This is a genomic window from Kitasatospora sp. GAS204B (assembly GCF_029892155.1).
In the GTDB taxonomy this organism is placed as follows: Bacteria; Actinomycetota; Actinomycetes; order Streptomycetales; family Streptomycetaceae; genus Kitasatospora.
The window spans coordinates 1-18,413 of the sequence record NZ_JARZAG010000018.1; the positions used below are offsets into that span (position 1 = coordinate 1).

Genomic DNA, 18,413 nt, shown 5'->3' on the forward strand with positions numbered 1-18,413 from the left:
TCGTCCTCGTACTGGACGTACTTGGGCGATTCGGGCGTGCGTCCAGCCGGGATGCCCGGCGTCGCGGGCCCGGAAAGATCCGCCGTACAGGCCCTCGGGCCCACGGTGAGCCAAGCGCTCGCCGCGCGGGTCAGGCCGCCATCGCCAGGTGCCCGCGGCCGCGGCGCCGGTTGACCGCGGTCGGCTCGGCCTCGGCCGGGACGGCGATGACGGTGCAGTGGGCCCGGGCCAGGCAGTACCGGCTGACCCTGGCGAACAGCGGGCGCAGCAGGCCGCGGCGGCCGGTGCCGACCACCAGCAGGTCGTCGGCGCGGTCGGCGACCTGGAGCAGCGAGGGGCCGGCCTCGCCCTGGATCACCACGGGGGTGATGCGCAGATTCTCCGGGTAGCCGCCGAAGGCCTCGGCGAAGACCTGGTCCAGGCGGGTACGGGCGGCCTGCTCCCAGGCGGCGGCCAGCGGCGGGCAGGGGTGGGTGCGGTAGGCCGTCTCGCCGCCGACCGGGGTCCAGGCGATCACCGGCACGAGCTCGGCACCACGCCGGGCCGCCTCTGCCGCCGCACGCTGCAGGACCGCCGTGCTGCGCCGCGAGCCGCTGACGCCGACGATGACCCGGGTGGACTCGGCCATGATGAGCTGCACTTCCCTCAGTAGTGGACCGCGGTCGCCGCTGGTCCTTCGTTTATCAGGTGCACCGATCATATCGCCTTGAATTTGTAGGTCAAGTAGCGGGATCGTCGCAGATCCATAAGACATCACCAGGCGCCCGCCTTCGGTTCCTCTTGACGCTTCCCTGACGCCGCGCGCCCGCTCGCTGACACCGCTCTAACGCCCGGCCCGCCAGCGCGCACGGCACGTCACGATCGGTAAGGATCCGTCAGAGCGGTCGCCCCGGCCGACAGGGATTCGTCAGGGACGGATTCCGGTCGGCTCGGGCCGGATTCACTGGGCGGATGTCCAACCGCCCGCTGTCGAGTCCGCCGCTCAGGAGCACCACGACCCGCACCGCCGTCCCGCCGTCGGGCGCACCGCTGCCCGGCATCGGCCGTCTTCGCCGCCTGGCTCCCTGGTTCGTGCCGGAGCGGCCCGGCCCCGGCACGCTGGCCGCGCACGTGCTGCTCACCGGACACGGCTCGCTCTGGACCGACCACCCCGCCGCACCCCGGGTGGCCGTGGCCCGCTGCGGCTCCTTCCGGGTACTGCGGGGCGATCCGCGACTGCTGTCACCTGAGCTCCTCGCGCCGCTGCAGCGCGGGCAGTTCAGTGCCCCGGACGAGTTCCTGCCGCTGCTCGGCCGCACCTTCGGCACCGTCACCCCGTGGGTGCGGCTGATCTGCACCCAACAGCACCGCCCGCGCCGCCGCCCGGTCCCGGCGGGGGTGCGGCTGCGTCCGCTGACCCCGGCGGACGCGGCCCGGCTCGACGCGGCCGGCCCCGAGCTGCGCTGGGTCACCGAGACCTGGGGGTCGAGCCGGGCCGTCGTCGCGACCGGCGGGGCCTGGGGCGCCTTCGTCGAGGGGCGACTGGTCTCGCTCGCGGTCTGCCATCTGCGCGGGCTCGCGCACGAGGACCTGGCGGTGGCGACCGCCCCGGAGTTCCGCCGGGGCGGCCTGGGCCTGGCCTGCGTCCTGGCGACCGCGACGGCGGCCCGCCACCGCGGCAAACTGCCGACCTGGACCGCGCCCCGGTCCAACGGGCCCAGTCGAGCGCTGGCCGAGGCGGCCGGCTTCCGACCGGTGCGCGAGGAACTCGCCTACTGGGTCGGCGCAGCCCGCCTGACCGGTGCGGCGCTCAGACGGTCGAGCGGTCAAGCGGAGCAGAGCCCCCGGGTGTAGTCGACGGTCGCCGCGGCCTGCGAGTACTGCCACTCGGGGGTGAGCAGTTGGGCGTCCAGCTGGGCGGCGGCCGTCCGGTCCTCGGTCAGGTAGCCGAAGTCCTGGAGCCAGGCCGGGTAGAGGTTCTTCGAACCGAGGTAGAACGCGGCGCCGTCCACCGAGACCAGCTTGTGGTGCAGCGCGTACGGGTGGCCGTCCGCCCAGGTGTCGCCGGGGGCGGCGCGGAAGGCGGCGAGCTGGAGGTTCTGGCACATGGTCGCCTTCGCGCCGGCCCGGTCCTGGCCGGTGGCGGCGCTGATCCGGTCCAGCAGCACGTCACTGACCTCGGACAGCGACTTGATCTGCGAGTAGCCGCCGCTGCCGACCGCGCCCCGGTTGGCCGGGTCGCTGACCACGATCCGCACCTTCACGCCGGCGACCAGCTTGGCCGCGAGCGCGTCGTAGAGCCGGGCGTCGTAGCGGGGCAGCGGCGGGCAGGTGCCGTTGAGGTCCTGCTGGGATATCTCGAGGTGGCTGGTGGCACTGGCGACCAAGGCGCGCAGCGCGCTCTCCTCGGGGTTCACCGTGGCGTAGTCGCGGTCGGCGTTGGTGTGGTCGGGCAGCGGGAGCGGGCCGCAGGCGGTGGCGGGATTTCCGCTCACGTCGACCGGGCTCGGCACGAAGCTCGAGGTCGGGTCGACGCTCTGGACGCCGATGCCCAGCCCGCCGACCGCGATGACCGGCACGTCGCCGGCGGGAGCCGGGTCGGCCGGGGCAGCCGAGTCCTGTTCGAGGGTGGCCAGGCAGCCGGCGCCGTTCGAGGCGGCGAACCAGGCGGCCGAGAACGGGCCGCTGTTGCGACAGGTCCAGCCCCACAGGGTGTCCAGGTAGCGCCCCGCCGTCGCGGCCGCCGGGCCGGTCAGCGCGAGGTCGGCGTCGGTGACCGGGTGGCCGGTCTCCAGGTAGTCGGCCTTCCAGTCGTTGATCCCCCCGGTGATCACGCGCCGGCCGTCGACCACCAGCAGCTTGGTGTGGTTCCAGGAGAAGGCGGTCTTGGCGGTGGTCATCGAGGCCACGTTGAACGTGATGGAGCCGGCCGCGTCGCCCAGCCTGCCCACCAGTTCGTCCCGGTAGGAGGTGGGCAGCGCGGTGATGTTGTACAGCGGGGCGGCACCGACCAGGATCCGCACCTGGAGCCGGTGCCCTGACGCCACCGCGGACTTGAGCCCCGCCACGATCGCGTCCTCGAAGGCGCCGTTCGGCAGCGGGGCGAGCGAGGAGATGTCCACCGTGCGGGTCGCCCCGGCGATGTCGGCGGTCATCTTCGCCAGCAGCGCCCGACTGCCCGGACGGTCGGCACAGGACGGGTCGCCCCAGCACCCGGGGGTCTGCAGCAGCCAGCCACCCGGGTCATCGGCCGGCGCGTCCAGCGCGTTGCCGTCCGTACGCTGCCAGACCGTCCCCTCCAGCCCGGGCGAGACCTGGCGCAGCACCTGCTCGACGGCGTCCAGGTGCGGGGTGGGGGCGCTCGGGTTCGCGGCGGCCAGCGCCGGCACCGCCGGCACGGCCGGCGCGGCGGCCAGCGCGATGGCGAGCGTCAGTACGGATCGCGCGAGGCGACGACGCGAACGGTGGGAGGCCCTGAGCAGCGACATCTTGACGGTCCTTCACGAGATCTGAACAGATCTTCACCTGTTCACTGGCATGACATCACAAAGCTACTGGCCGGTCACCTGATGTTTCGACAAGTCCCGGACGGATCCAGTCGATCGGCGGGGCCACTCCCGCCGATCGACGGGTGTCGTCGTGGGAGACCTCCCGGCATGGCAGGCTCGAGGCCAGCACCGCCCCACCCCCGCACCGCACCGCACCGCACCGCACCGCACCGCACCAGGAGCCGACCTCAGATGGACCGCCCGCACGCCACGTTCCGCTTCGACGCCCCCGCCTCCGCGCACCCGGCAGGGATCCTGGCCGCCGCCGAACTGGCCGAACAGCGCGGCATGGACCGGCTGCTGGTCGCCGAGACCGCGTACGACCCGTTCCTCCAGTTGGCCCGCGCCGCCGACCGGACCAGCTCGATCGAGCTGGCCACCGGCGTCGCGATCGCCTTCGCCCGCACCCCGATGACCCTGGCCTACCAGGCCTGGGGTCTGCACGCGGCCAGCGGCGGACGGGCCGTCATCGGCCTGGGCTCGCAGGTCAAGACGCACATCGAGAAGCGCTTCGGCATGCCGTGGGACCGCCCGGCCGCGCGGATGCGCGAGTACGTCCACGCGGTGCGGGCGATCTGGCACAGCTGGCAGACCGGCGAGCGGCTGCGGTTCCGCGGCGACTTCTACACGCACACCGTGATGACCCCGGTCTTCGCGCCCGACCCGATCCCGGCCGGGATGCCCAGGATCCTGCTGGCCGGCGTCGGGCCGCTGATGACCAGGACGGCCGGCGCGGTCGCCGACGGCCTCGTCAGCCACCCCTTCACCTCGGTCGCCTACCTGACCGAGCAGGTGCTCCCCGGCGTCGCCGCCGCCCGCGCCCAGGCCGAGGCCGAGGGCGCCCCCTGGACCTCCCGGCCCTTCGAGATCGCGGGCAGCGTGCTCAGCGCGACCGGCCGCACCGAGGAGGAACTGCGCGCCAACCTGGCCGGCGTGCGCGAGCGCCTGGCCTTCTACGCCTCCACGCCCGCCTACCTCCCGGTGCTCGCCCAGCACGGCTGGGCGGACCTGCACGAGGAACTGCACCGCCTGTCGCTGCGCGGGCGCTGGCAGCAGATGGCCGACCTGATCGACGACGAGGTCCTCACCACCTTCGCCGTCACGGGAACGGTCGAGGAGGTCGCCCGGGAGATCCACCACCGCTACGCCGGCCTGGTCACCCGCCTGTCCGTCAGCCAGCCCGAGCAGGCCGACCCGGAGCTCGGCCTGGAGGTCCTGGCGGCGGTGCGGGCCCTGGGCTGAGCCACCCGGCGCTCGCCGGGCACCACGCCTACGGTCCGCCGGTGGTCCCGCCGGCCGAGGGGATCGCCCGGCCGGCGGAGACCATCATCAGTCTCTGACGGAGCATCAGAGACGTTGTCCACTACCCTGCTTCGACGTCCTGGACCAGGGCCGGGCCCGCCAGCGCCGGCTGGAGGGCGGCCACCACCGCCCGTACCGAGGCGAGCAGCGAGGCCGCCGAGCGCCAGCCGCCGGAGCGCCAGAGCAGCAGCGCGCTGCCCTCGACCCGCCAACTGCACGGCTCGGGGGCGGTGCGCAGCACGTCGACTCCCGCGGAGGTGAGGACGGCGAGGGCGAGCCGCGGGTCGGTGGCGTAGGCCTCGAACCGGCTGTCGAACCACCCGTCGCCGCTCTTCAGCCGGCCACCGGGACTCGGCTCGACGACCCGCACCGAGTGGAAGGCCGGCTCGTGCCGCACCTCGACCCGCGACTCGACGGCGGTGGGCAGCTTGACCAGCACCGCACCGTAGAAGTGAGTTGAACCGTTCTCCCGGCAGCGGTAGCCGACCGAGGTCAGCGGCAGGCCGTCGAGGCCGCCGGTCACTTCGGCGTCCAGCCGCCGCGCGCTGCCGAAGTGGAACGGCGGCCCGGCCAGGTCGGGGCCGTCCCCGCTGCTCGGCCGGAACCCGTGACGCGCGGTCAGCTCCGCGGCGATCGCCGCGGTCCGGCGCCGGTCGCGGAGCGGGCCGAACCTGGGCGCGGTCAGCACCAGCGTGACCAGCGCGACGAAGAGCACGATCGGGACGATGACGCCCATGGCGCCTCCCCTGATTGAGGGCCTGTCGGCAATGCCGCCGGGCACTCGCCGGGGCATGCTCGACCTTCACGCCGACCAGACTTCCCGGCACACCGCTACCGACAGTACCGGTCAGTGGACGAAGCGCAAGGGTGCCCGGGGTACCTGAACCACTCGGCATGGACAGTGCAAAGATCGCGTCAACAGCAGCGTGTGCCGCTTGCGCGGCGTGGCCGGCCTGCATACACCAGAGAGCAGGAGGTGCGCGATGCGCCGCAGTCCCAGTCTCCACAGTCCCGGTCCCCGCGGTCCCAGTTGGCTCTCCCGCTGGAAGCTCGACCGCCAGGTCAGCCAGAGCCGGCTCGCCCTGTTCGCCGCCGTGGTGGCCCCGATAGCGCTCTGCGCGATCCTGCTCCCGCTCCGGGGCCACCTGGCCAACACCAACGTGGCGCTGCTGCTGGTCGTGGTGGTGGTCGCGGTGGCCGCGCTCGGCCGGCGGGTGGCCGGGGCGCTCGCCGCGGTGGTGGCGGCGCTCGGCTTCGACTTCTTCTTCACCCGTCCCTACGAGCAGTTCGCGATCAGCAAGTCGGCCGACCTGACCACCGCCGTCCTGCTCCTGGCGGTCGGTCTGACGGTCTCCCAACTCGCAGCCCGGGCACGCCGGTTCCGGGTGCTGGCGATCACCGACGCCGGCTACCTGGCCCAGATCCGGGACACCGCGGTGCTGGCGCGCAGCGCGAACTCGGCACTGACCGTCGTCGACCAGGTCCGCGACCAGCTGGTCGGGCTGCTCCAACTGCGGGGCTGCCGCTTCGAGTACGGCTCGCTGCTCGGCCACCCGCCGCGCCTGGAGCACGACGGCTCGGTGCTGATCGGGCACCGGCTCTGGGACGCGGACCGGCTCGGGCTGCCGGCCGAGGACGTGGAGCTGCGGATGTTCGGCAACGGCAAGTACATCGGCCGCTTCATGCTCGAACCCACCCCGGGCACGGTGCCCTCCCTCCAGGCCCGGTTGGTCGCCGTCACCCTGGCCGACCAGGCGGGGGCCGCGCTGGACTCGCTGCACCGGCCGGTGAAGGCGGCCTGAGCCGACGTCAGGCCCGCCTACCGCAGTGGGCCTGACGTCCTGTCACCTGGAGCGCTCTGCCAAGCTTTGCTCGTGACCGAGATAGCCGAGCAACCACAGCAGCCACACCAGCGGGACGACCTGCCGCCGAAAGCGCGGCGGCAGGTCGTCCCGCTGGTGGTCAGCACCGCCGCGCTCGGCATCGCACTGGTCCACGTGCTGCGGCCCGACCTGAAGATCGACACCATCACCGTGGTGCTGCTGGTGGTCGCGCTGCTGCCCTGGCTGGGCACGCTGATCGAGAGCATCGAGTTCCCCGGCGGCGGCAAGGTGCAGTACCGCCAGCTGCGGGCGGAGACCGCCGAGGCGCGGCAGGAGGCGGACGAGGCCCGGCAGGAGGCCGGCGAGGCCGTACGGACCGCGCTGGCAGCGGTCAGCGCACAGGCCGCGATCGAGCAGGCGACGCCGGCGGACGTCGAGCGGCTGGCCGCCCGCTACACCGAGTTGCGGCAGTCGATGTCGAGCGGCGCGGCCCGCACGCGCCAGGTCGACCGGCTCGTCGGCACAATGATGGTGGTCACCCCGAGGGTGCCCGACTTCGACGTGCTGGCCGCGCTGCGCTCCGCCGACCCCGGTCTGCGCCTGGCCGGCTACGCCCGCGTGTTCGGCGAGCCCGAGACCGCCGTGGCCCAGGCCCCCGAGGTGCTGGCCGAGCTGCTCACCGCCGTGGCCGGGCGTGAGCCGCTGGGCAGCAGCCGGTACTGGGCGATTCGCGCGCTGGACGCGGGCACCGATGTGGTCGACCCCGGCTCGCTGCCGGGCGACCTGATCCGCCAACTCGCCACCGTGCTGACCGAGGTCCCCACGGGCAGTGCCCGCGCCGGGGCGCTGCGGCAGATCATCGCGAAGCTGGCCGGCTGACGGGCTGACGGGCTGACGGGCTGACGGGCTGACGAGTTCGCGGGCCGACCCACCGCTGGTGTGTCGGGGGCGCGCGACCCGTTTCCCCCGGACGCGCGCCCCCACCCCATCACCTGGCCGCCGATGGTGGTCACCGAAACCGGTGCAGCTTCATCGGCGTGGCCCCGCCTCGGTCCCCCACGGACGGGGCGGCGCCTTACCTCTCGACAAACGCTAGGCGCCCCTTGATCAGTTCCCGGACTTCCTGATGCGCCCTTGGCGCCGGGCAAGCCGATCTTGACGGTTCGCTAGCACTCCGCCGCTCGTCGGACGGCCGTGCGGGCTCATCGGGCCAGGTCACGGCGTTCCAGCAGCGCGAGCGCGTCGACCCCAGGCCGGGTCAGTGCGCCATCCGCCGGTGTCGCCCGCCCCCTTCGTGCTGCACGAACCAGCGGGCCACCCACCCCAGCATCGCCAGCACGGTCACGCCCCAGACGATCGAGAACAGCACCAGCACCCAGAGGGTCCCCACCTGCGCCCCCACCAGGCCGAGCCCCATCGACACCCCCACCAGCCACAGCACCGCCCAGGTGGGCGCCTGGGCGATCGACTGCAGCACGTCCCGTGCCGGATGCACCTTCGCCGAGCCCTGTTCGAGACGCTCCTCCATCACCGCCACCTCCGCTTCCACTGCCTTCGGCGGTCTCCGGCAGCTGCCGGGAGCGCCGTCTTCCATCGTCCCCCCGCCCACCGCGGCCCGCCGCCGGGAGCCTCAGCGGCTGCGAGCCGGAGATTGAAGGACAAGCTCATCCTCAACTCACGTGCTTCAAGCCGATCGCTCGCATCATGGAGGGAGGCAGAACTCGCTTCGTCTGGTGGGGCCGACATGAGCGGAAATCAGGGACCAGCAGAACCGACCGAACCTGGTGGCGGGGACGGTGCCGACCACGGTGCCCCGCCCCCTGGTGGCTGGGGTCCGCCGCCCGTACCCGGGACGGCGCGGCCAGGGCCGCCCCCGGCTCAGCCGCCGGCGCCATCTCACCCGTTCGGGCCAGCGCCGCCACCGCCGCCGTATCCACCCGGCCCGATGCCGCCGCCGTACGGCTCCTACCCGCCGCCACCACGGCGGCGGCACCGGGGGCGCACCTCGCTGGTGCTGCTGGCGGGCGTGGCCGTGGCCGTAGGGACCGGGATCGGCCTGGACCAGGCGTTCTGGCAGCAGTCAGCGTCACCCGGACCCACGCCGGCCAACCCGACGGCGCCGTACGTTCCACCGAATTCCGGCGGCGGGAACGGCGGAGCGAGCGGCGGGAACGGTTCCACCGGGGCGACCGGCATCGCGGCGCAGGTGGATCCGACGCTGGTGAACATCAACATCACGATCGGTTACCAGGGTGTGCAGGCGGCCGGCACCGGCATCGTGCTCAGCTCCACCGGCGAGGTGCTCACCAACAACCATGTGATCAACGGCGCCACCTCGATATCCGCGACCGACGTGGGCAACGGCCGCAGCTACACGGCGACGGTGGTCGGCTACGACCGCACCGGCGACCTGGCGGTGATCCAGCTGAAGGATGCCTCCGGGCTGGCGACCGCGAAGCTCGGCGACTCCTCGAAGGTGGCCGTGGGTGACACGGTGACGGCGATCGGCAACGCCGGTGGGACCGGCCAGACGCCGACGCCGGCGGCGGGCAGCGTGACCGCGCTCGACCAGGCGATAACGGCGAGTGACCAGGCGAGCGGGACGGCCGAGCAGCTCAGCGGGCTGATCCAGGTGGACGCGAATGTCCAGCCCGGTGACTCGGGCGGTTCGCTGGTCGACTCCTCCGGCGCGGTGATCGGCATCGACACCGCCGGTTCCGACACCTCCGACCCGCAGGCCGTCACCCAGGGCTTCGCGATCCCGATCAACACCGCGCTGCCGCTGGCCCAGCAGATCATGGCGGGCAAGCCGAGCACGGACGTGCACGTGGGGCCGACCGCTTTCCTCGGCGTGGAGGTCGCGACGGATTCGGGCTCGGGCAACAGCAGTTCGGGCAACAGCGGCTCCGGCAACGGCGGCTCGGGCAACGGCGTGCTGGTCGCCGGGGTGGTCGCGGGTTCCCCGGCCGCGAAGGCCGGTCTCGCCCAGGGAGACCAGATCACCGCGGTCGACGGGCAGACCGTCGCCGGCCCCGACGCGCTGACCAGCCTGATGGTGAACCAGAGCCCCGGCAGCCGGGTGACCGTCCAGTGGACCGACGCCGCCGGCGCGTCCCACAGCGGCACGGTCACCCTGGTCAGCGGCCCGGCCGACTGAGGACCGGCCGGCCCGGCGCGGGCGGCTACGCGGTCCGCGACCTCAGGTCGCCGACCGCGCCGCCAGGCTCGCCGCTTCGGCGAGCAGCCGGTAGGAGTCGAGCAGCGCCGTCCGGTCGTGGGCACTCGTGGTGACCAGGAACTCGTCGGCGCCGGTGAGCGCCAGGAGGGCGCGGAGTTCGGCGACGGCCTGATCCGGCGTCCCGACGATATGGCCGCCGAGCGCCTTGTCGTAGGCGGCGCGCTCGCGCGGGGTCATCGAGCGGGCCAGGATCTCCGAGACCGGGGCGAGCGGCGGGAACTCGCCGTGGGTGCGGGAGTAGGCGGCGGCCCAGGCTTCGGAGACCAGCAACTCCCGTGCCGCCTCGGTCGTCTCGGCGACCGCCACGGTGCCGGAGAGCACGACGTACGGCTGCGCGGCCTGCGCGGAGGGGCGGAACCGGGCGCGGTAGCGGTCGACGGCGGCCACCATCGCGTCCGCCCCGTGCGGTCCACCAATGACCAGCGGCAGGCCCGCCTCGGCGGCGATGTCGGCCCCCGCGCCCGTGGCCAGCACGAAGGCGGGCACCCGCAGGCCCTCGGCGGGCCGCACGTGCACCTCGGGGTGCACGCTGCGGGCGGTGTCGAAGTAGCCGAGCAGCTCGGCCAGTTGCTCGGCGAAGTGGTCGGCGGCGTCCTTGTCCCGGCCGAGCGCGCGCCGGATGCCGTCGGTGAACGCCACCGAGCGGCCGAGCCCCATGTCGATCCGGTCGGGGAAGAGCGCGGCGAGCACCCCGAACTGCTCGGCCACGATCATCGGCTGGTGGTTGGGCAGCATCACGCCACCGGTGCCGACCCGGATCCGGCTGGTCGCCGCCGCCACGGCCGCCGCCAGCACGGTGGGCGCCGAGCCCGCCACCCCCGGCACGCCGTGGTGCTCCGACACCCAGAACCGGTGGTAGCCGAGCCGCTCCGCCTGCCGCGCGAAGGCCACCGTGTCACGCAGCGCCTGCGGCGGGCCGTCGCCCTGCCGGATCCGGGAGCGGTCCAGGACGGAGAGGCGAAGGGGTGCCGTTGCGCTGATCACGTCGGCGGCAACGCCTTTCGGCGCGGGCGGCATTCCCGGACGGGCGCTGGTCGGTCCGGCTCGTCGGTCCAGGATCGTGAGCCCGCCTCGTCAGTCCTTCGCCGCCCGCGAGTCCGGCGAGTCCGGCGAGTCCTGCGAGTCGAGATCCGACCAGGCGAGCAGTTCGGCCGCCGAGGCGTGGTTGCCCGTGCGGGCGGCGGCGGCCAGGGCGGCGGCCGCGATCCGCGGTTCGGTGCAGGGCGGCACCACCAGGAGCAGCACATGGTCCTCGGCGTCGGTGGTCAGGCTGATCGTGTCGTCGCTGGTGGTGAGCCAACCGACCTTGACCAGCCGGCCGTTCGCCGCCACCTCGCGGGGGACGGCGCCCCAGGTGACGGTGTCCAGGCCGACCCGCAGGATCGGGCCCAGGTGCACGCTGAGCGCCGTGATCAGGTCGGGCAGTTCGGCACGCAGATTGGTCGAGCGGGGCCACCAGGCGCCGTCGAACATCCCGCCGTGCGACCGGGTCGGCTCCAGCGCCAGTCGTGGCAGCGAGGGCACGCCGAGCCCCGGCCAGGGGCCGTGGGAGTAGGGAGGAGGAAGGGGCACCTGTGTCATCGGGAGCCGCCTGCCCGGTCCGTGCAGGGGACCGATCATGACCCAGGGCGACACCGGTGCGATTACCGGTGTGCGACATGTCCTCGGTTACTGCAACGGTACTGCTCAGCGGCGGTCCGCGGGGTCGACGTGGCCCCGGGATCGACGCCGGCGAGGAGTAGCCTGGAGGTGTCCAGAGCATCTCGTATCCCGGTCACCGTTCCGGCCTCGTTCTGGGTGAACGCACGTTCCGGGCAGCGCGCAGCTCGCCCGGAGGCAGGCACCGGTGACACCGTGACCATTCACCAGACTCCACCGACCGCGCGCGCCCTCACGGTCGCCGACGCGATGGAACCGCTCGAGTACCAGATATCCGACGACAGCACGGTCGACCGGGCCAGCGACATCCTGGGTAGTGCCCATGTGGGCTACCTGCTGGTGCGCGACCACAACGGCCGCTGCGAGGGCGTGCTGACCTCGCGCGGCCTGCACGCCTTCCGCAGCCGCTCCTGGTACACCGAACTCACCCCGGTCAGCGCCACCACCCACCAGCGCGGCCCGTTCGCCTGGCCCGGCATGGGCTTGGCGCTGGCCCGACTCGCCATGCAGATCAAGGAGTTGACGGTCTGGCCGGTGGTCGACGAGGACGGCTACACGCTCGGCCTGCTCACCGCGGACCGTGTCACCGGCCTGCTGGCGGTGCCCACGGCGTGACCAGCGGCTCGACCGGCACGATACCGTCACGGCATGGCTGACACCCGGCTGACCACGCCCTCCTTCCTGGTCCTCGGCATCATCGACAAGCTCGGCGAGGCCAGCCCGTACGACGTGAAGGTCGAGGCCGCCCGCACGGTGGCGCTGTTCTGGTCGATGCCGCACGCGCAGGTGTACGCGCAGTGCGACCGTTTGGCGGCGGCCGGCCTGCTGTCGGAGGTCCGGCAGGAGGGCGGGCGCAACCGGCGGCAGATGAAGCTGACCGACGCGGGCCGGGCGGCGCTGGCCCAGTGGCTCGCCGACCCCACCTTCGTGCCGGTCGAGGCACGCGAGCGCGGCATCCTCAAGCTCTGGTTCGGGGCCCGGGCCGAGGTCCAGGCTCCCGAGCAACTCACCGAGCACGAGCGCACGTTGACCAGCTACGAGGAGGTCGCCGAGAGCGTCGGCGGGCTGCTGACCCGGGGGCAGCGCGAGGCGCTGGAGTTCGGGATCCGCTACGAGCGGATGATGGTCGACTTCTGGCAGTGGGCGGCCCAGCGCGGCGAGTCGTGACCCGTGGCGGCGGAGCACCGGGGCACCCCGCCGTCCGGCAACTAGCCCAGCAGCGCCTTGAGTTCGGCGGCCCCGATCAGGCCGACACCGTGCCCGTCGTGCACCACCACCGCGGTGTCGCAGCCGGCCGCGGTCAGTTCGGCGAGCGCCGCGTCCGCGCGCTCGCCGGTGCCGAATCGCGGCAGCGGCGCGGTGAGGTGGTCGGCGATCGGGTCGGTCGGTGCGGCCTTGCCCTGCGCGAGGGCGGCGGCCAGCTGCTCCAACGAGGCCGCGCCGAGCAGTTCGAGCGCGGTCGGCTGGCGGCCGGGCGCGACGGGGGCCGGTCCGGCCGGCAGGACGGGGTCGGCGCCGGCGGCCGCGCGAGCCCGCAGCGCGTCCAGCGCCTGGCCCACCGTGCTGCGGTGGTGCAGGTAGGGCAGCGGGCGCTCGCGCAGCTCGGCGGGGACGGCGTCGCCGACCAGCGGGTGGGCCGCATCGCCGTCCAGGAAGCCGTTGCGCAGCATCCAGTCGTCGTTGAAGTACTTGGACAGGTACTGCCGCCCCGAGTCCGGCAGCATCACCACCACCAGCTGCTCCGGGCCGAGTTCGGCGGCCACCCGCAGGGCCGCCGTGACCGCCGTGCCGGACGAGCCGCCGACCAGCAGGCCCTCCTGGCGGGCGAGTCGACGGATCGTCAGCAGCGCGTCCCGGTCGGCGATCGGCAGGAGCTCGTCCACCACCTCGCGGTGGAAGGAGACCGGCCAGCTGTCGTCGATCGTCTCGGGGTGGCGGAACCGGCCGGCGGCCTCGACGAAGTAGGGGCGTCCGTCGCCGCCGGAGTAGACCGAGGAGGCGGGGTCGGCGCCGATCACCCGGACCGCGCCGTCGCTGGCCTCCTTGAGGAAGCGCCCTGTACCGCTGATCGTGCCGCCGGTGCCCACGCAGGAGACCAGGTGGGTGACCCGGCCCTCGGTCTGCCGCCAGATCTCCGGCCCGGTGGTCCGGTAGTACGCGTCAGGGTTGGCCGGATTGTCGTACTGCTGGGCGAACCAACCGCCCGGGGTCTGCTCGGCGATCCGGCGGGCGAGGTTCACGATGTGCTCCGGGTCCTCCAGCGGCAGCCCGCCCGGGCGGACCACCACCTCGGCACCGTAGGCGCGCAGCGTGGCGATCTTCTCCGCACTGCTCTTGTCCGGCAGCACCACGACGGTCCGGTAGCCCTTGGCCGCCGCCACCATGGCGAGCCCGGCCCCGGTGTTGCCCGAGGTGGCCTCGACCACCGTGCCGCCGGGCCGCAGCGCCCCGGACCGCTCGGCCTCCTCGATCATGCGCAGGCCCGGCCGGTCCTTGACGCTGCCGCCCGCGCTCAGGTATTCGAGCTTGGCGTAGACGGGAGCGGTGCGGCCCGCACCGGGCGTGCGCAGGCGCACCAGCGGTGTGTTGCCGATGAGTTCGAGCAGCGATTCGTGAACGTCCATCCCGGCAGACTATCCGCAGCGCTTCGGGCCGCTCCGCGGATCCGGCCGGGGCCGGGAGGTGGCGAACGGACCGTCAGACCGGCTCCGGGGCCCCCGTCCCGAGGCCCTGGGCCAGCCGGCGCAGGTGCGGGCCGTAGGCGGGGTCGGCGAGCGCGGCGGCGAACTGCGCGGTCAGGTAGGCCAGCGGGTTGCCGGTGTCGTACCAGCTGCCCTGGATCACCTGCCCGTAGACGGCGCGGCTGCCCGCGTAGGCGTTGATCGCGTCGGTCAGGTAGACCTCGCCGGTGCGGTGCTCGTACCAGCGGTTGGTCTGCTCGCGCAGCTCGTCGACGATGCCCGGGGTGATCACGTAACCGCCGATCGCGGCGTAGTCGGAGGGCGCCTCCTCGGGCGTCGGCTTCTCGACCAGGCCGGTGATCCGCAGCAGGCCGCCGTCCAGGTCCTCCTTGACCACCGGGACGCCGTAGCGCGGTGCGTCCGCGCGGTCCATCGGCATCAGCGCGAGCACCGGGCAGTTGGTCGCCTCGTACGCGCGGACCAGCTGCTGGGCGCGCGGGACCTCCGCGACGAAGACGTCGTCGGGCCAGAGCACCAGGATCGGCTCGTCGCCGAAGTTGCGGGCCGCGTTGAGCACGGGGGTGCCGTTGCCGTACGGGCCGTGCTGGTCGAGGTAGGTGAGGTGGCCGGCCCGGGAGAGTTCGCCGACCTCCTCCACCGCGTCCGCGTACCCCGTCTTGCCGGCCTCGCGCAGCTGGGCGACCAGGGCGGGGTTGGGTCGGAAGTGGTCCTGGATCAGCCCCTTGCCACCGGAGACCACGATGGTGATGTCGGTGATCCCGGAGGCGATCAGCTCGCGGACCGTGTGCTCGATCACCGGCCGGTCGCCGACCGGCAGCATCTCCTTCGGCGTGGCCTTGGTCAGCGGCAGCAGGCGGGACCCGAGGCCGGCGGCGGGGATCACCGCGCGGCGGATGGTCTGGGGCATCGGACATCTCCCGTGATCTGGGTACGGGCGCACCGGAGGGCGCAACGACGTTCGACGCTACCAAGGTTGACGGGTGGTCAGGCACTGCCCCCGGGGCGGGCCCGGGTGCGGCCCGGGCCCGCGGGGGTGTGGTCCGACGGCGGGGAGTTGACCCGCGTGGCGCTGCACGCCGGCTGTCAGGCGAGCACCTTGCGCTTGGCGTTCTGGTACTCCTCCTCGGTGAGGTCACCGCTCTTCCTGAGCTCGGCCAGCCGGGCCAGGGCGTCGACGTGGTCGGCCGATCCGCCGCCCGTACTGCCGGCCGCCTCCTGGATGTACGTGCGCATCTCCTGTTCGGCATCCAGCGAGCGCTGGATCTCACGGGCGCCCATGCCCTTGCCGCGCACGATCAGGTAGACGAACACACCGACGAACGGCAGGCAGATCAGGAACACCGACCAGCCGGCCTTCCCCCAGCCACCGACCGAGTCGTCCCGGAACAGGTCCCCGAACACCCGGAAGAGCAGGAAGAACCAGAGGATCCAGAGGAAGATCCACATGGTGGTGAAGAAGACGTTGAGCAGCGGATAGGAATTCACGGGGATCCTCCCGGAGTCGCCTGGCGCCCGCCGCAGGTCGTTCGCAGCGGGCGGGCGCGGGTCGACGGCCGAGCAGCGGGTGCGCTGGCGAGCCGCCAGGAAGTGCTGAAGTCGCCGGTCGCGTCCAGGGCGCGTCTTCAAAGTCCCGCCGGGTCCGCGACGCCGGGCATCCCGCGCCGCGGACCGATCCGACGCGACTTTGAAGACGCGCCCTAGTTCGATACTCCTCTCCTGCGGTCGGTCGGCAAGACGGCGGACCGGGGACGGCCCGGCCGGACAAGCACGCTGTGCATCCGTCAGATCACCGACTGCTACGGTGCTGCTGTCGTCGGCACGAGCTGTGGAGGTGCGGTGTACCGCTGGAGAGCGCTGATCGTCCTGGGGACGGCCCAGTTCCTGATGGTGCTGGACGCCGCGGTGATGAACGTGTCGATCAGCCAGCTGGTCGAGGACTTCCACACCGAGGTGACGGCGATCCAGGCGGTGATCACGCTCTACACGCTGGTGATGGCCGCCTTCATGATCACCGGCGGCAAGCTCGGCGACATGTTCGGCCGCCGGCGGATGTTCATCACCGGACTGGTGATCTACGGCGTCGGCTCCGCGCTGACCGCCGTCGCGCCCACGCTCTGGGTGCTGACGCTCGGCTGGTCGGTGATCGAGGGGCTCGGCGCGGCTCTGGTGCTGCCGGCCCTCGCGGCCCTGGTGGCCGGCGCCTACCACGGCCGCGAGCGCGCGGTCGCGTACGGGGTGATCGGCGGGCTGGCCGGCGCCGGAATCGCGGTGGGACCGCTGCTCGGCGGCTGGCTGACCACCTACCTGACCTGGCGGCTGGTCTTCGCCGGCGAGGTGGTGCTGGTGGTGGCCATCGTGGCGCTGATGCGGTGGATCGCGCCGGAACCGGCGCCGGAGCGGCACGCGCCACTGGACCTGGTCGGCACCGTGCTGTCCGTGGTCGGGCTGGCACTCATGGTGCTGGCCGTCCTGCAGAGCGGCACCTGGGGCTGGCTGCAGCCGCGCAATCCGCCGTTCACCGTGCTCGGCTACTCCCCCACGCTGTTCGCCCTCGCGCTGGGTGCCGTGATCATGTGGGTGTTCTGCTGGTGGGAGCAGCGGCAGGAGTATCCGCTGGTGCGGCTCAGCCTGTTCGGCATCCCGGTGCTGCGCTCCGGGCTGCTGATGCTCTTCAGCCAGAACCTGGTCCTGCTGGGTCTGTTCTTCGTGATTCCGCTCTATCTGCAGGTGGTCCAGAGCCTCGACGCCTTCCAGACCGGGCTGCGCCTGCTGCCGGTCTCGATCACCATGCTGGTCGCCTCGCTCGGCGGCTCGCGCCTGGGCCGGTTCGCCGCACCGCGGACGGTGGTGCGGATCGGGCTGCTGGTGCTGCTGATCGCCACCGTCTGGCTGATCGGCACGATCAAGCCGTCGCTGGACGACGTGTCGTTCGCGCTGGCCATGGCGCTGCTGGGGCTCGGCATGGGCCTGCTCGCCTCGCAGCTGGGCAACGTGGTGCAGTCGAGCGTGGGCGGGGCGGATCGCAGCGAGGTGGGCGGGCTGCAGTACACCGCGCAGAACCTGGGCTCCTCGGTGGGAACCGCGCTGAGCGGGGCGATCCTGATCGGCGCGCTGGCCACCGCGTTCACCAACGACATCGCCGACAACCCGCAGATCTCGGCGGACGTGCGTCAGGAGGCCGGGATCCGGATGGAGGCGGGGATCAAGTTCATCCCCGCCGACCAGGTCGCCGCCGCGCTGGCGACCAGCACGGTCCCACCCGACCAGGCGGCCGCGTTGGTCGACTCCTACCGCAGGGCCCAACTGGACGGGCTGAAGGCGGCGCTGCTGGCCGTCGCCGTGATCACCGTGGCCGCCGCCGCGTTCACCGGCAAGCTGCCGGCGGAGCGGACGACGGAGCAGACCGCGGCCTGAGCGGACGGACCAGCGCGACAGCGGGCCCCGGCCGGACCTGCGGGTCTACAGTGGGCAGAAGATCACGCGGCCAGGCGGGGGTGACGGATGACCTCGGCACTCAACTTGACCAACGGCTCCTCACTGCTCGCCGCCTACGGCGCGCTCGCGGTGCTGCTGGTGACCTTCGTCGAGGCCGGATTCCTGGTGGTGGGGTTCTTCGTTCCAGGCGACACCCTGCTCTTCCCTGCCGGGGTGCTCTGTGCCTCCGCGCCCACGGCCGCCGAGCACCACGGCCCGTACCTCACGCTCTGGCAGGTGCTGCTCTGCGCGGCGGTCGGGGCGATCGCCGGGGCGCAGCTGGGCTTCATGATCGGGCGGCACGGCGGTCAGGCGCTGCTCTCCCGCAGCCGCAGCACCCGGCTGAAGCGCACGGCCGTGCGGTCGGAGGAACTGCTGGAACGTTACGGCCAGCGCAAGGCGATCGTGCTCGGCCGGTTCATCCCGCTGGTGCGCTCGGTGCTCGCACCGCTGGCCGGCGCCCTGCGCGTGCCGGTGCGGACCTTCACGCTCTGGCAGGTGGTCGGCGGGCTGCTCTGGACACAGACCACGATCCTGGCGGGTTACGCCCTGGGCAGTTCGGTGCCGGGGATCGACAACTACCTGCTGCCGGTGGTGCTGGGGCTGGTGGTGCTGTCGGCACTGCCACTGCTCTTCACCCGGCGCAAGAACGACGCGAGCACGCGCCCCGACCGGTGAGGAGGGGACG

At 73.0% G+C, this 18,413-nt stretch carries 18 protein-coding genes; 9 read left to right on the forward strand and 9 right to left on the reverse strand.

All coding sequences use genetic code 11. The annotated features are described in order from the left end of the window. Nucleotides 1-130 precede the first annotated feature (130 nt). Complete coding sequence (locus tag P3T41_RS23315; RefSeq protein ID WP_280691953.1) at nt 131-628, reverse strand: universal stress protein; 498 nt, start codon at nt 626-628, stop codon at nt 131-133. A gap of 323 nt (nt 629-951) precedes the next feature. Between P3T41_RS23315 and P3T41_RS23320 the strand changes: the two genes are divergently transcribed. Then, nucleotides 952-1,833, forward strand: coding sequence for a GNAT family N-acetyltransferase (locus tag P3T41_RS23320; RefSeq protein ID WP_280691954.1), 882 nt, complete (start codon nt 952-954; stop codon nt 1,831-1,833). On the opposite strand, the gene P3T41_RS23325 is transcribed toward P3T41_RS23320, so the two are convergent. Further along, nucleotides 1,806-3,467 (reverse strand): phospholipase D-like domain-containing protein, encoded by a 1,662-nt coding sequence (locus tag P3T41_RS23325; protein WP_280691955.1) that lies wholly within the window; start codon nt 3,465-3,467, stop codon nt 1,806-1,808. The genes P3T41_RS23320 and P3T41_RS23325 overlap by 28 nt on opposite strands. A gap of 252 nt (nt 3,468-3,719) precedes the next feature. Here P3T41_RS23325 and P3T41_RS23330 point away from each other — a divergent pair, with 252 nt between their 5' ends. Beyond that, nucleotides 3,720-4,769, forward strand: coding sequence for a TIGR03617 family F420-dependent LLM class oxidoreductase (locus tag P3T41_RS23330; protein ID WP_280691956.1), 1,050 nt, complete (start codon nt 3,720-3,722; stop codon nt 4,767-4,769). A 121-nt stretch (nt 4,770-4,890) separates the two neighbouring features. Here the strand turns inward: P3T41_RS23330 and P3T41_RS23335 are convergent, their stop codons facing one another. Continuing rightward, nucleotides 4,891-5,565 carry a hypothetical protein gene (locus tag P3T41_RS23335; RefSeq protein ID WP_280691957.1) on the reverse strand — a complete coding sequence of 225 codons (675 nt, stop codon included), beginning with the start codon at nt 5,563-5,565 and terminating at the stop codon, nt 4,891-4,893. A gap of 247 nt (nt 5,566-5,812) precedes the next feature. Between P3T41_RS23335 and P3T41_RS23340 the strand changes: the two genes are divergently transcribed. Together P3T41_RS23340 and P3T41_RS23345 are read left to right on the forward strand one after the other, a co-directional pair. After that, a complete protein-coding gene (locus P3T41_RS23340; RefSeq protein ID WP_280691958.1) occupies nt 5,813-6,631 on the forward strand; it encodes a DUF4118 domain-containing protein in 819 nt (272 codons plus the stop codon). Between the two features lie 72 nt (nt 6,632-6,703). After that, the gene (locus P3T41_RS23345) at nt 6,704-7,531 is read left to right on the forward strand and encodes a hypothetical protein (RefSeq protein WP_280691959.1); all 828 of its coding nucleotides are present in this window, start codon (nt 6,704-6,706) and stop codon (nt 7,529-7,531) included. A 379-nt stretch (nt 7,532-7,910) separates the two neighbouring features. On the opposite strand, the gene P3T41_RS23350 is transcribed toward P3T41_RS23345, so the two are convergent. Then, a complete protein-coding gene (locus P3T41_RS23350; protein ID WP_280691960.1) occupies nt 7,911-8,180 on the reverse strand; it encodes a hypothetical protein in 270 nt (89 codons plus the stop codon). A gap of 417 nt (nt 8,181-8,597) precedes the next feature. Here P3T41_RS23350 and P3T41_RS23355 point away from each other — a divergent pair, with 417 nt between their 5' ends. Then, nucleotides 8,598-9,809, forward strand: a complete 1,212-nt coding sequence (locus P3T41_RS23355) for a trypsin-like peptidase domain-containing protein (RefSeq protein WP_280691961.1) — start codon at nt 8,598-8,600, stop codon at nt 9,807-9,809. A gap of 42 nt (nt 9,810-9,851) precedes the next feature. Here P3T41_RS23355 and P3T41_RS23360 read toward each other — a convergent pair whose 3' ends face one another. Further along, the gene (locus P3T41_RS23360; RefSeq protein WP_280691962.1) at nt 9,852-10,874 is read right to left on the reverse strand and encodes an LLM class flavin-dependent oxidoreductase; all 1,023 of its coding nucleotides are present in this window, start codon (nt 10,872-10,874) and stop codon (nt 9,852-9,854) included. A 90-nt stretch (nt 10,875-10,964) separates the two neighbouring features. Further along, a complete protein-coding gene (locus P3T41_RS23365) occupies nt 10,965-11,471 on the reverse strand; it encodes a DUF5994 family protein (RefSeq protein WP_280691963.1) in 507 nt (168 codons plus the stop codon). A gap of 273 nt (nt 11,472-11,744) precedes the next feature. On the opposite strand from P3T41_RS23365, the gene P3T41_RS23370 reads away from it, so the two are divergent. Both P3T41_RS23370 and P3T41_RS23375 read left to right on the forward strand, forming a co-directional pair. Continuing rightward, the gene (locus tag P3T41_RS23370) at nt 11,745-12,164 is read left to right on the forward strand and encodes a CBS domain-containing protein (RefSeq protein WP_280691964.1); all 420 of its coding nucleotides are present in this window, start codon (nt 11,745-11,747) and stop codon (nt 12,162-12,164) included. A gap of 33 nt (nt 12,165-12,197) precedes the next feature. Next, nucleotides 12,198-12,716, forward strand: coding sequence for a helix-turn-helix transcriptional regulator (locus P3T41_RS23375; RefSeq protein ID WP_280691965.1), 519 nt, complete (start codon nt 12,198-12,200; stop codon nt 12,714-12,716). Nucleotides 12,717-12,757: 41 nt separating this feature from the next. Here the strand turns inward: P3T41_RS23375 and P3T41_RS23380 are convergent, their stop codons facing one another. From P3T41_RS23380 to P3T41_RS23390, 3 genes are all read right to left on the reverse strand, one after another. Then, entirely contained in the window at nt 12,758-14,173 is a 1,416-nt protein-coding gene (locus P3T41_RS23380; RefSeq protein ID WP_280691966.1) for a pyridoxal-phosphate dependent enzyme, read from the reverse strand. Between the two features lie 73 nt (nt 14,174-14,246). Beyond that, a complete protein-coding gene (locus P3T41_RS23385; RefSeq protein WP_280691967.1) occupies nt 14,247-15,158 on the reverse strand; it encodes a UTP--glucose-1-phosphate uridylyltransferase in 912 nt (303 codons plus the stop codon). A 176-nt stretch (nt 15,159-15,334) separates the two neighbouring features. Further along, nucleotides 15,335-15,736, reverse strand: a complete 402-nt coding sequence (locus P3T41_RS23390; RefSeq protein ID WP_280691968.1) for an SHOCT domain-containing protein — start codon at nt 15,734-15,736, stop codon at nt 15,335-15,337. Between the two features lie 351 nt (nt 15,737-16,087). Here P3T41_RS23390 and P3T41_RS23395 point away from each other — a divergent pair, with 351 nt between their 5' ends. Together P3T41_RS23395 and P3T41_RS23400 are read left to right on the forward strand one after the other, a co-directional pair. Next, nucleotides 16,088-17,665, forward strand: coding sequence for an MFS transporter (locus P3T41_RS23395; RefSeq protein ID WP_280691969.1), 1,578 nt, complete (start codon nt 16,088-16,090; stop codon nt 17,663-17,665). A gap of 87 nt (nt 17,666-17,752) precedes the next feature. Then, nucleotides 17,753-18,403 carry a DedA family protein gene (locus P3T41_RS23400; RefSeq protein ID WP_280691970.1) on the forward strand — a complete coding sequence of 217 codons (651 nt, stop codon included), beginning with the start codon at nt 17,753-17,755 and terminating at the stop codon, nt 18,401-18,403. The last annotated feature ends 10 nt before the right edge of the window (nt 18,404-18,413 follow it).

Excerpts from the sequence above, each read along its gene's own strand:
- P3T41_RS23340 (WP_280691958.1), top strand. The coding sequence starts at position 5,813 with ATGCGCCGCAGTCCCAGTCTCCACAGTCCCGGTCCCCGCGGTCCCAGT.
- P3T41_RS23315 (WP_280691953.1), bottom strand. The coding sequence starts at position 628 with ATGGCCGAGTCCACCCGGGTCATCGTCGGCGTCAGCGGCTCGCGGCGC.
- P3T41_RS23330 (WP_280691956.1), top strand. The coding sequence starts at position 3,720 with ATGGACCGCCCGCACGCCACGTTCCGCTTCGACGCCCCCGCCTCCGCG.
- P3T41_RS23320 (WP_280691954.1), top strand. The coding sequence starts at position 952 with ATGTCCAACCGCCCGCTGTCGAGTCCGCCGCTCAGGAGCACCACGACC.
- P3T41_RS23400 (WP_280691970.1), top strand. The coding sequence starts at position 17,753 with ATGACCTCGGCACTCAACTTGACCAACGGCTCCTCACTGCTCGCCGCC.
- P3T41_RS23365 (WP_280691963.1), bottom strand. The coding sequence starts at position 11,471 with ATGACACAGGTGCCCCTTCCTCCTCCCTACTCCCACGGCCCCTGGCCG.
- P3T41_RS23350 (WP_280691960.1), bottom strand. The coding sequence starts at position 8,180 with ATGGAGGAGCGTCTCGAACAGGGCTCGGCGAAGGTGCATCCGGCACGG.
- P3T41_RS23385 (WP_280691967.1), bottom strand. The coding sequence starts at position 15,158 with ATGCCCCAGACCATCCGCCGCGCGGTGATCCCCGCCGCCGGCCTCGGG.
- P3T41_RS23380 (WP_280691966.1), bottom strand. The coding sequence starts at position 14,173 with ATGGACGTTCACGAATCGCTGCTCGAACTCATCGGCAACACACCGCTG.
- P3T41_RS23375 (WP_280691965.1), top strand. The coding sequence starts at position 12,198 with ATGGCTGACACCCGGCTGACCACGCCCTCCTTCCTGGTCCTCGGCATC.
- P3T41_RS23335 (WP_280691957.1), bottom strand. The coding sequence starts at position 5,565 with ATGGGCGTCATCGTCCCGATCGTGCTCTTCGTCGCGCTGGTCACGCTG.
- P3T41_RS23355 (WP_280691961.1), top strand. The coding sequence starts at position 8,598 with ATGCCGCCGCCGTACGGCTCCTACCCGCCGCCACCACGGCGGCGGCAC.
- P3T41_RS23325 (WP_280691955.1), bottom strand. The coding sequence starts at position 3,467 with ATGTCGCTGCTCAGGGCCTCCCACCGTTCGCGTCGTCGCCTCGCGCGA.